Source organism: Verrucomicrobiia bacterium (genome assembly GCA_019634625.1).
In the GTDB taxonomy this organism is placed as follows: domain Bacteria; phylum Verrucomicrobiota; class Verrucomicrobiia; order Limisphaerales; family CAIMTB01; genus CAIMTB01.
Window position 1 is genome coordinate 64,515 of the sequence record JAHCBA010000029.1, and the last position, 10,983, is coordinate 75,497.

The window sequence follows — 10,983 nt, forward strand, 5'->3', positions numbered from 1 at the left end:
CGTCACGGGGCCGGAGCGGGTTCGGGTTCGGGTGTGGATTCGGGAGCGGGTGCCGGCGGGTCGGCCGGGGCCTCGGCGGATTCGACGGGGGCGTTGGTTTCGGGGGCGGTGACGCTGGTGATCGCCTCCTCGAGCTTGTCGAGGATGGAAGGCGGGGGCGGGTTCAGGTCGCGATCGATGCCGAACCGGCCCTCGCTCCACTTATGGATGAGGCCGTAATGGTTGAAGAGGCTGTAGAAGAAGCCGAGGGCAACGCCGAAGGCGACGAGTTTGGGCCAGAAGACGGGGGGTTCGGCGAATTTCTCGCTGACGGCGGGGACGGAACCCGGGGGGAGCTTGGCGATGGTGGTGAGGGAGCGGCCGAGCGAGACGGGGACTTTGACGCGTCCGTTCACGGCCCAACCGCTGGCGTCGAGGATGGGGCCGAGGTTGCGTTGCCGGAGCTTGAGCCAGGCGATCAGCATCGACGGGCCGGACACGATGAAAAGGATGGCGATGAAGGCGAGGACGATCTGCCAGAACGGGAGGAGGACCAGTCCGAAGAGATGCCCGGCGATGGTGGCAAGGAGGGTGCCGATGGCGCCGAAGGCAACGCCGAGGGCGGCGACGGTGCCGACATCGATCTTCCTGCCCGGGGCGGGTTTGGTCTTGTCGATATTGGCCGCGGTATCGGCGGCGGAGGCGAGGTGTTTTTCCGATGCGGATTCGGCTTCGGCGGCGCGTTTGGCGACCTGTTCCTCGACCATCCGGACCAGCTTCTTGTAAGGGGCCCAGAACGCCTGGCGGATGCTGATGGGATTCTCGACGACCTTGGTGATGGTGGCGTCCCAGTCGCGGCCCTTGCGGTCGTAGAAGAGGCCGTTGCGACCGACCATGAGGTTGTCGCTGTCGCCGTTGGTGAAGGCGGCGGCGATGGTCATTTTTTCGCCCGAGGCGCGGGTGCAATCGCAGTAGGCCAGGTAGGTCTTGGCCATGCCGGCGAGGGCGGCGTGTTTGCCGGGGTCATCGACACGGACGCAGAGGTCGCAGGCGCGGGCGTCGAGGAGGAGGGTGCCCGCCTGGAAGGTGGCGAGTTGGTCGCGATCGTAGAAATCGGTGAAGCTGACGAAATTGTTGAGGAGCCGGTGGAGGTCGCGGAAGTAGCGGATGAGCTTCTCGACGTCGGCGATGGCGTTGTAGTCGGCTTCGAGGGACCGGTCCTCGGCGATGAGCTGGGCGATGTCGGCCCTGGCGTTGGAGGCGAGGAGTTCGCGGATGCGGGCGAGGTCGAGGGCGGCCACGGGGCTGGCGGGCTTTCCGTTCATCCAGGCCTGATGGGGGGCGAGCTTCGCCTTGAGGGCGGCCCAGTCCGACTCGGTGAGGGACGTGGTGGAGGAACCGAGGATCGGATGGACGACTGCGGTGACGAAGGTGGCGATGGGGCCGGACCAGGCGGGATTGAGGCCCTCCTGGAGGGGCAGGGCGCGCCCGGCCTCGATGCGGGCGAGCGGGAAGCCGGCGACCTCGTCGGCAGTGATGCAGAGATCCCGGGCGGCAATGGCGAGGTAGTCCTCCTCCTTGCGATTGAGGGCGGCGAGGGCGCGGGGGTCGAAGGCGGCAAGGCGGCAGCGGGCGAAGTAGTCGTCGAGCTTGGTGCGGACGGCTTCGAGGGCGGCGGCGGCGGCCGGGGTGGCGTCGCGGAGGGGCAGGAGGGTGGCGGCTTCGGATTCGGCGCGGGCGGCCCAGGCGTTGCAGTCGGCGAGTTGCTCGAAGAAGGTGTCGAGACGGGCCTGGGTGATGCCGGGGTGACCGCTGCGGTCGGTCTCGGTGCCCTGGGTGGCGGCGATCTCCTGGATGACCTTCTGGAGGAAGGGATCGTCGGTGGATTCGGCGGGGAGGATGCCGTCGCCGTTGAAGCGGGTCTGGGTGAGCTGGGAGGCGATGGCCTCGACATCGGCGAGGGCGATTTCGGTGGCGTCGGGTTTTTCGAGGACCTCGAGGATGCGCCGGGCGGAGGCGAGGAGGACCTGGCCTTCGGGGGTCTGGTCGTGGATGAGGTCGAGGGGGAGGGAGGCCCGGCCATCCTTGAGGGCGCCGAGATCCTTCAGGCGCAGATCGGTCCAGCGGATGGCGGTGATGATTTCGGGGGCCCGGACACGGGCATCGCCGTCGGTGTCGATAAGGGCGAGGGTTTTCTCATCGAACTCGAGGCCGCGGACGGGGCAGGTGAGGGCGACCCAGAGTTTCTGGTCGAGGCTGGCGAGGTCGCGGTAGTCCTCGGCGGACTCGAAGCGGACCTGGTTGAGTCCGCCGGCGCGACCGAAGCGCCAGCGATGGATGGCAGGTTTGGAGGCCATGGTGAGGGAGTGGCAATGGGTTGATCCGCGGGATGCCTGGCGGTTCGTACCGTGCGGGACGGGGGCGGGCCGGGCGGGCGCGGGGCCGAGATTAAGGGAGCGGGCGGGCGAATCAACGGCTTCCTTTTCCCGGGCCGGTCGGCGTGTCAGAGTCGCGTCATGGAAGGGATGGCATTGCATGCGTTTCACGAGGCGCTTGGGGCGCGATTCGGGGCGGTCGGAGGCGGTGAAGGGGTGCTGAGTTACGGCGACTGGCGGCGGGAACACCGGGCGCTGCGTTCGGCGGCGGCGGCGATCGATCTGTCGGCGCGGGGGCGGCTGGTGCTGTTGGGGGCGGACCGGCAGAAGTTTCTGAACGGGCAGGTCACCAACAACGTGAAGGAACTGGCGACGTGGTCGGGGTGCCACGCCCTGCTGGTGAATCCGAAGGCGCGGGTGTTGGCGGACATGCAGGTGTATGCCCTGCCGAACGAGCTGCTGCTGGATGTCGAGCCCGGGTTGGGACCGGTGGTGGCTGCGCGGTTGGAGCAGTTCGTCGTGGGGGAGGATGTGCAGGTGGTGGATGCGGCGCCGCATTACGGGTTGCTGGGTGTGCAGGGATTGAGGGCTGACCGCGTGGTGGAGGCGCTGGGTCTGGTCTCCGCGTTGCCGTCGGGGGCGCTCGAGGTGCGGACGCAGGAGGTGGCCGGGGTTGGGGAGGTGTATGTGGCGCGGCACGAGCGGGTGGGATTGCGCGGGTACGATCTCTATGTGCCGACGGGTTCGATGGTCGAGGTGGCGGAGCGGCTGAGCGGGGCGCTGGCGGAGATCGGAGGGGGTTGGTGCGGTTGGGAGGCCTTCGAGGTGGCGCGGGTGGAGGCGGGGATTCCGCGGTACGGGGCGGACATCGACGAGACGAACCTGGCGCCGGAGGCGGGGGTGACCGAGCGGGCGATCAGCTATACGAAGGGGTGTTATATCGGGCAGGAGGTGATTGCGCGCATCCGGACCTACGGGCAGGTGACCAAGGCGTTGCGGGGTCTGAGGCTGACCGGAGCGGGGGAGGAGAGGCCGGGGCGGGGGACGCGGTTGTTCCATGGGGGGAAGGATGTGGGATATCTGACCAGCGTGGTGGAATCACCGGAACGGGGCGAGGTGGTGGGATTGGGGTACGTGCGGAAGGAGTGCAACGGACCGGGGACGCGGTTGCGGGTGGGGGTGCCGGACGGGGCGGTGGAGGCGGAGATTGTGCCGCTGCCGCTGGTGGGGGTGCAGTGGGCGTAGGGCGTGTAGTACCGAGAGCGGTGGGACGGGGGGAGTTCGGGAGCGGCGGGACGGCTGGGAGGACTCAACGCGGGGGCGGGACGCCCGGGCGGACGCAGGCGCCGGTATCGGGTCGGGTCTGGGGCGGGGGATAGTCGGCGCAGTGGAGGGGGTCATTGTCGAAGTCGATCGGGGAGTAGACTTCCTCGGGGTTGGCACCGAGGGAGACCGGGTCATGGAGAAGTCCGCCGGACTCGGTGAAGTCGAGGATCATGACGCCGCCGAGGGCGCCTCCATCGAAGCCGAGGACGGCTTGGCCGAGGAGGGAGATGACACTGCCCAGTTGGGAGTTGCGGGCCATGATACGACCGCCGGTGAGGGTGGCGAAGCCCTCGGCGTGGACGTCTTCGAAATCGATGGTGCCGCTGCCGACGGTGATTCCGCCCGGACCAAGTTGGGACTGATGGATTCGGGCGGAACCGGAGAGGTTGAGGGCGAGGCTGGTGAGGGGAGTGCCGAGGATGGCGAGGCGATCGACGAGCGCCGATGAGCCGCTGATGCCCACGGCTGGGGCGACGCCACCGGCGTGCTGGATCTGAACCCGTTCGAGGGTCACCTCGGCGCCGGCATCGGAGATGGCCAGTCCCTGGCCTGTGAACGTGCAGTCGGCGACCCGGATCGGTCCCTGGACCTCCTCGAGGATGACGACCGGGAGCTGGGTGGCACCCTGGAACTGGCAGTTCTCGAGGGTCACGGCGGAGTGCGTTTCGGCGACGAGGACCGATCCGGGAGCAGACGTGAGATTGCGGAGCAGGATGGCGCCGGCTCCGGGGGAGGCGGTGGGTGCGGGCATGATCGAAGCGCGGGACGGCAGGAGGAAGGCGTCTTGGAGAGTGGGGCCACCGTCCCCGCGGACGATGGCCAGGGCACCGCCGGGATCGAAGACGGTGCCGTCGATGGTGACGCCGACGGTGGCGCCGATGGCCGATTCGATGTCGGCGCGACCGCGGACGGCGCCGCCCTGCCAGAAGACCTGGAGTCCGGCGCCGATTCCGCCGGCCTGAATGGAGAGGCCGCCTTCGACGCGGGCATCCAGGGCTTCAAGGTCGAGGGTCTGACTGGTCACCGAGGCGCGGAGTTGTCCGGAGAGGGTGACGCCTTCGTCGAGTTGGAGGCGGGTGGCGGCGCGGGAGGCGAGTTCAAGTTGGGAGGCATTGACCAGGGCGAGACTGAGATCGAGGGAGCCGTCGCGGGCCTCGATGGCATTCACCTGGATTCCTCCGCGGGCGGTGACGTTGCGCAGGGAATGGCGCAGGCGGGGGGTGACGCCGGCTGGCGAGGCGAGGTTGAGCACGATCCGGTCGGCGGTGAGGTCGCGGGCATCGATCTCGGCATGGGAGGCCCCGACATCAAGGGTGACCGTCTGGGAGGTGACGGTTTCGAGGCTGGCGAAGACGGAGCCGATTCCGGCCAGTTCGAGGCCGAGGTTGGCGGCGAAGATGCCGGAGAAGGACAGGGTGGGATTGGCCTGGGCGGTGCCGGAGAAGGCGAGACGATCGAGGTTGGCCTGGTTGGCCACGACGATGCGGGCGGCGGCGAGGGCATCGAAGGAGAGGGCGAGGTCGGTGGTCAGGTTGCCCCGGAACTCGGCCACGCCGCCGAACAATCCATGGACGGAGGCCTCGATGGCCGGCGCGGTGTTCTCGGTGAGACCTAACGAGGCTGCGGCGCCACCGCCGCCGAACCAGGTGAGGCGGAGGGGGCCGGTGAAGACGGACTTGCCGACAAGAAGTGAGGAGGCGCCGCCGCCGTGGGGTCCGGCGAGCCGGGTGGCATGGGCGGTGCCCGGACCCAGGACGAAGGTGGCAGCCGGGCTGCGGTTGGAGGTCCAGGTCAGGCGCCGGGCCGATTCCACGCGGAGGCCCGCGGGACTTTCGATCGACCACCCGGCGAGGTTCAGCGCGGCACCCGACCGCAACACCATGGGGGCCGACGCCGGGCCTTGGAGGACGATGCGACCTTCGTAGCCCGGGGCGGCTGCCAGTTCGACGTCGCCGTTCAGTTCGAGCACCTCGACTTCCTGGGGACGGGTGGTTTCGATCAAAACCCGGCCGGCGCGATCTGCGGGCAGGTGCGCGTTCAAGTGGGCCACCGCCTCCGTGAGGGTGCGAAAGCGGGTCGTGCTGCCGGGCAGGGGGTCGTCCACGACGTGGAACGTCCATCCTCCGGTACCTGTCAGTGGGTCGGTGCCGGCGCGGTACTCGGCCAGGTTCGATGCGCCGTCACCGTCGAAATCCTCAAGGGCATCCGACGGATCGAGTGGGTTCAAGGCGGCGGGATGCCGGAGTTCGAAGACATCGTCGATGCCGTCGTCGTCGAGGTCGAGGGGTGTGGAGAGGGGCACCCGACGAACGCGAAAGAACCGGGTGACGTGCCCCTCGGCCGCGGGCAGCGACCCCAGGCCGGGAACGCCGAGGGCCATGGACTGTGGCTGGGAGATCGCGTCGATGGACGAACCGGCGTAGAGGATGAAATAGCCGTCGGGATCGGCGTCGTGGAGCACCCGCCAGGGGCCGGCGGCGGTGGGTTCGATGCGATGGATGGCGAACGCCGCCGCATCGGGTGCCGGGCCGGTGCATGCCAGCCATGCCAGGGCGAGGCCGGCGGGTCCGAGGACGGAGGACGGAAGGCGGAGGACAGAAGGCAGAGGACGGAGGACGGATGTGCAGAGAGGCAGGGGAAACGCCTCGCGGGACCGCGGGAAGCGTGGTTGGGCATTCATGGGACCCTCCTGAAGCCGGAGTCCGGAGTGGCATGCCCGACGATCTCCGCACGGGGGGCCGGATCGTTGGCCGATCGGGGAGGCAGGTCACAGCGAGAGCGTGCCGGCCGTGGTGTCAAACCTCCCGAGGGGGCCGTGGACTGTCAATGGATATGCGGCCAGCCGCAGACTTGCGGCGGGTCAGGACGGGCGGGTATAGAGAACCGTCCTTCGCGGCGCGGCGGTCCGACCTGGGCAGGGTGAGCCGTTGCGGAGGGAAAACGCCATGTTGCCACGACACGTTCGAATCGCCCTGCTCGGCGCCTTTGCCGCCTGTTTCTTCGGCCCCGCACGCGGGGATGTCCTGCTGGATTGGAATGCGCTGATGATCGACGGGATCCGCACGGACAACAGCGGACCGACGTTGAGCACGCGGAATCTCACGATGCTGCACGTGGCGATCCATGACGCGGTGCAGTCGATTGTCCGGACGCATCAGCCGTACGGGATCCGGGTGCCGGTGACGGAGGAAGCCTCGGTGGAAGCGGCCGCGGCGTCGGCGGCGTACGAGGTCACCTCGGTGCTGTATCCGTCGATGAGGGCGCGGACGGAGGACTTGTGGTTGCTGCACCGGACGATGGCGGGGGAGACCGCTGCGGTGACCCACGGGATTGCCGTGGGCCGGGAGGCGGCTCGGTGGTTGCTGACGTCGCGGGCGGCGGACGGGTCGCAGACCGAGGTGCCCTACATTCCGAGCGACCTGCCCGGGCAATGGCGACGGACGCCGCCGTTTTTTCGTCCGCCGCTCACGCCGCACTGGCGCCATGTCATTCCGTTCTGCCTGCCGGGGCTGGAGTCCTTCATGCCGCCGCCGCCGCCGGCGCTGGACAGTGTGGAGTACGCCGAGGCATTGAATGAAGTGAAGGCGATCGGTGCGAGGAACAGCACGGTGCGGACGGCGGAGCAGGGGTTGGTCGCCCAGTTCTGGTCGGATTTCAGTTACACCTCGATGCCGCCGGGGCACTGGCACCTGATTGCCGCGACGATTGCGCGGGACCAGGGGAACACGCTGGTGGAGAACGCGCGGTTGTTCGCCCTGCTCAGCCTGGCGCAGGCGGATGCGGCGATCCTCTGCTGGGAGGTGAAGTTCCGCCATAATCTGTGGCGGCCGGTGACGGCGATTCACCGGGCGGACGAGGATGGAAACCCGCTCACCGAGGCGGACCCGACGTGGGAACAGTACCTGCCGTCACCGCCGTTTCCGGCGTACACCAGCGGACACAGCACCTTCAGCGGGGCGAGCGCACGGGTGCTGACCCATTTCTACGGGACGGATGCGCTGACCTTCGTGGCAACCTCGGACACGTTGCCGGGGGTATTCCGGACCTTTCACAGTCTGGCGGAATGCGCGGACGAGGTGGGCATGAGCCGGATTTACGGCGGATTCCATTTCCAGTTCGACAATGTGTGGGGCAAGGACGGAGGGAGGCGGATCGGGGACTACGTGAGCGCCCATTTCCTGCTGCCCGAGGCGGAGTTGCCGCGAGTGTGGATCGAGGCATGGCAGAATGAGGTCCCGCGCTTGCGGATCCACGGGCGGATTGGAAGGCCGTGCCGGTTGCAGGTGTCCGAAGATCTGGAGGAATGGGAGACGATTCTGGAGGCGACCGCCCTGTCAGGGGGGATGACCCATCTGGACAGCGGAGCGGTCGGTCAGGCGACGCGGTTTTACAGGGTGGTGGAGGAGTGAGGGGGGAAGGCTGAAACCTGAAGCCTGAAGCCTGAAGCCTGAAGCCTGAAGACTGAGGACTGAAGACTGAAGACTGAAGACTGAGGACTGAGGACTGAGGCTTCAACGGCCCAAGCCGCGGCCTTCGCTGGACCAAGGCCATCGGAGCGGGCAATTCCTCATCCAGCCGGGCGAAGCGCTCGTCATCCGCCGCCGTGTCCCAGATGAGCGTCTGCGGGATGCTCGGCTGCACCAGTGCCAGCCACACCACGGGGTATGGTGGCTTTCATAACAAAAGAATTTTGCCCAACAACAAGCTATCCGACGCCGGGCATGACGGTCAGTCCGCTCAATCAGGTCATTTCCCGGCGTTCGGATGAGCGCATGGTTGGGCGTTCATCTGAGTATGGCGAGCACGGCGTCACGAATTCGTGCAAATGACGCCTCGTGTAAGCAACCTGGCTCTGTTCGGAATAGGCTCCTGTGAGCCGTAAAAAGCTTCCCAGGTCGAGCGAAGCTGTCTCTACGCAGACCTCCCGTCTTGAAGTCGTGGTTGCCTATCTCTACCGCCCGAATATCTCCGTAAGGGTTGCTGGTGACCTGACACAAAATCCAGTCATCATGATCTGCGGGCGCGAGGACAACCGCTGGCCGCAGCTTGGATTGCGAGAGATCCGAGAACGGAAATGGGATGAGCACTACTGAACCTCTTGCAGGTGTGACCATGCGGCATCCTCCTCCGGTCGGCTCCAATCCCGAGCAAGCGCCGGCTCGCTCAACAGCGATCCTTCGATTGGCACGTTGCCAGGCTCTTCATCCAGGATGGTCACCAACGCCCTGCGCGCGCCTGCAAGCCTCACATGTTCAAGCACTTGCACGGCACCGCCAGGATCGATTACCGCCTCGACCGTTCTGATCATGACGGGATGGTAACTGCCGCTTGCCAAGCTTGCAATCGCCCAACATCGCCCAACGATTCAGCTCACCGATGGCGGCCCCTCCGTGACTTCCGAATCCCCTTGCGATGCGGCAGGGCTGCCATTCGGTGCAGCGCCTATTTGCCTCCTGAATGCGAAGAAAACATCTTCGTCGTCTTTGGAACCTTGGCTTTCTCCAGTGCACAGCCAAATTCCCAAAGCGCCTTCATCGCAGAGTCCATGGATTTGATTACGTTCTCAATCTCCGCGGTTGTCGCATTTCGAACTCCCCCATCTTTCATGCCGGTTTTGCGCGTAGCTCTGGGCTTGTGGAAGAAGACCTTGTCGCTGCCGGGCGAGCCAATCCAGGACGCATGAACCACTCTGTTTCGGCCGTCTTCGGCCTGCGAAAGGAGTGGCAACACCCCGTCCAGTATGTCGAGCAAATCTTGGGCCTCTCCCCATGCAATCCTGGGTTCTTCCGGGATTTCCGGGGGATTTTGGATTGATCCGGGAGGATGAAGCCGGTGGCGAGGGTGCCGGCGGTGCCCCCCGATGGGGCCCCAGTCGCACGCCGGAGGCCGCGACCGTTGGTTCGCTTCGCTCCGGCCCCCGGCGGCTCTACCCCCATCGGGGAGCACCGCCTCGCGCGTCCTGGAGACCCAGTCGTGCGGTTGGCTTGGGAGAGGGGGGTGGGCAGAATGGGCGGCGATGCAGGACATTCAGTTGTACCAACAGATTCTGGGATTGGGCGAGCCGTGGCGGGTGAAGGCTGTACGGCTCAATCGGCAGGCGGGCGAGGTGGAGATCGAAGTTGAATGTACGGAGAGCGTGTGGGGTTGCCCGGAGTGTGGGGAGCGGATGCATGTGCACGAGTGGGAGCGTCGGCGGTGGCGACATCTGGATAGCTGCCAGTACCGGACGATCCTGACGGCGGAAGTGCCGAGGGTGAAATGCGGGACGCACGGCACCCAGATGGTGAAGGTGCCGTGGGCCGAAAAGCACGGCCGGTTCACCGCCCTGTTCGAGCGGTTGGCCGTGGATGTGATGCTGGAATGCTCGGTGGCGGCGGCGTGCGAGATTCTGCGGATCAGTTGGGACGAGGCCGACGGGATCAAGCAACGGGCGGTGAAGCGGGGCTTGGCGCGGCGCCCAGTGCGCGTGATGAAGCGTTTGTGCGTGGACGAGAAGAGCATCGGGGTTGGCCAGCAGTACATGACCATCGTCGCGGAGGTGGAGGCAGGGAAGTCGGCCCGGGTGGAGTACGTGGGGGAGGGCAGAAGCCGCGAGAGCCTCGATGCGTTCTGGGAGCAACTGAGCCAGGAGCAACGAGCCGGCGTGGAGGCCGTTGCCATGGACATGTGGGACCCCTTTCTGAGGTCGACGCTGACGTGGGTGCCTGGGGCGGCGGAGAAGATCGTGCACGATCAGTTCCACCTGGTGCAGTACATGAACGAGGCCGTCAACGAGGTGCGCAAGGCCGAGCACCGACGGTTGTTCGCGCAGGGCGACCAAAGCCTGACGGGCACCCGCCAGTTATGGCTCTACGGGATGGAGAACGTTCCGGCGAAGTGGGCGCAGCGCTTCGCGGAAGTGAAGGGAACGAGTCTGCAGACCGCCAGGGCATGGGCGATCAAGGAGGTATTCCGCAGCTTCTGGCTCAGCGCCGACGAGGGCGAGGCCCGGTATCGCTTCGACGAATGGTACGGCTGGGCGATACGGAGTCGACTCGGAGCGGTCAAGAAGGTTGCTCGCATGTGTAAGCGGCATCTCCAAAACATACTGACCTTCTTCAAGCACCGGCTGACCAACGGCCCCTTGGAGGGACTCAACAACCGGATCCAGGGACTAATCAAGAAGGCATACGGCTACCGCAACAAGGAACGTTTCAAGACCGATGTCATGTTCCACCTCGGTGCGTCGCCGCTCACCGAAATTGACCCGGGCCTGCTCACCGAAAGTGAGCCACCTGGCGGGAGGAGCGTGATGGGGGATTTC

The 10,983-nt window shown here is 66.6% G+C and carries 8 protein-coding genes; 3 read left to right on the forward strand and 5 right to left on the reverse strand.

Features of this window, described 5'->3' with window-relative positions:
* Positions 1-2: 2 nt before the first annotated feature.
* The gene (locus tag KF833_16490; GenBank protein MBX3746910.1) at positions 3-2,336 is read right to left on the reverse strand and encodes a hypothetical protein; all 2,334 of its coding nucleotides are present in this window, start codon (positions 2,334-2,336) and stop codon (positions 3-5) included.
* A 159-nt stretch (positions 2,337-2,495) separates the two neighbouring features.
* Between KF833_16490 and KF833_16495 the strand changes: the two genes are divergently transcribed.
* On the forward strand, positions 2,496-3,599 hold the full coding sequence (locus tag KF833_16495; GenBank protein ID MBX3746911.1) for an aminomethyltransferase family protein: 1,104 nt from the start codon (positions 2,496-2,498) through the stop codon (positions 3,597-3,599).
* 64 nt (positions 3,600-3,663) lie between these two features.
* Here the strand turns inward: KF833_16495 and KF833_16500 are convergent, their stop codons facing one another.
* Positions 3,664-6,360 carry a hypothetical protein gene (locus KF833_16500; GenBank protein MBX3746912.1) on the reverse strand — a complete coding sequence of 899 codons (2,697 nt, stop codon included), beginning with the start codon at positions 6,358-6,360 and terminating at the stop codon, positions 3,664-3,666.
* A gap of 265 nt (positions 6,361-6,625) precedes the next feature.
* On the opposite strand from KF833_16500, the gene KF833_16505 reads away from it, so the two are divergent.
* Positions 6,626-8,089 carry a phosphatase PAP2 family protein gene (locus tag KF833_16505; GenBank protein MBX3746913.1) on the forward strand — a complete coding sequence of 488 codons (1,464 nt, stop codon included), beginning with the start codon at positions 6,626-6,628 and terminating at the stop codon, positions 8,087-8,089.
* A gap of 375 nt (positions 8,090-8,464) precedes the next feature.
* Here the strand turns inward: KF833_16505 and KF833_16510 are convergent, their stop codons facing one another.
* From KF833_16510 to KF833_16520, 3 genes are all read right to left on the reverse strand, one after another.
* On the reverse strand, positions 8,465-8,794 hold the full coding sequence (locus KF833_16510) for a type II toxin-antitoxin system PemK/MazF family toxin (GenBank protein MBX3746914.1): 330 nt from the start codon (positions 8,792-8,794) through the stop codon (positions 8,465-8,467).
* A complete protein-coding gene (locus KF833_16515) occupies positions 8,767-8,988 on the reverse strand; it encodes a hypothetical protein (GenBank protein ID MBX3746915.1) in 222 nt (73 codons plus the stop codon). The genes KF833_16510 and KF833_16515 overlap by 28 nt, the downstream gene beginning before the upstream one ends.
* Positions 8,989-9,122: 134 nt before the next feature.
* Positions 9,123-9,431 (reverse strand): hypothetical protein, encoded by a 309-nt coding sequence (locus KF833_16520; protein ID MBX3746916.1) that lies wholly within the window; start codon positions 9,429-9,431, stop codon positions 9,123-9,125.
* Between the two features lie 265 nt (positions 9,432-9,696).
* Between KF833_16520 and KF833_16525 the strand changes: the two genes are divergently transcribed.
* On the forward strand, positions 9,697-10,983 hold a 1,287-nt coding region (locus KF833_16525; protein ID MBX3746917.1), incomplete at its 3' end, for an ISL3 family transposase.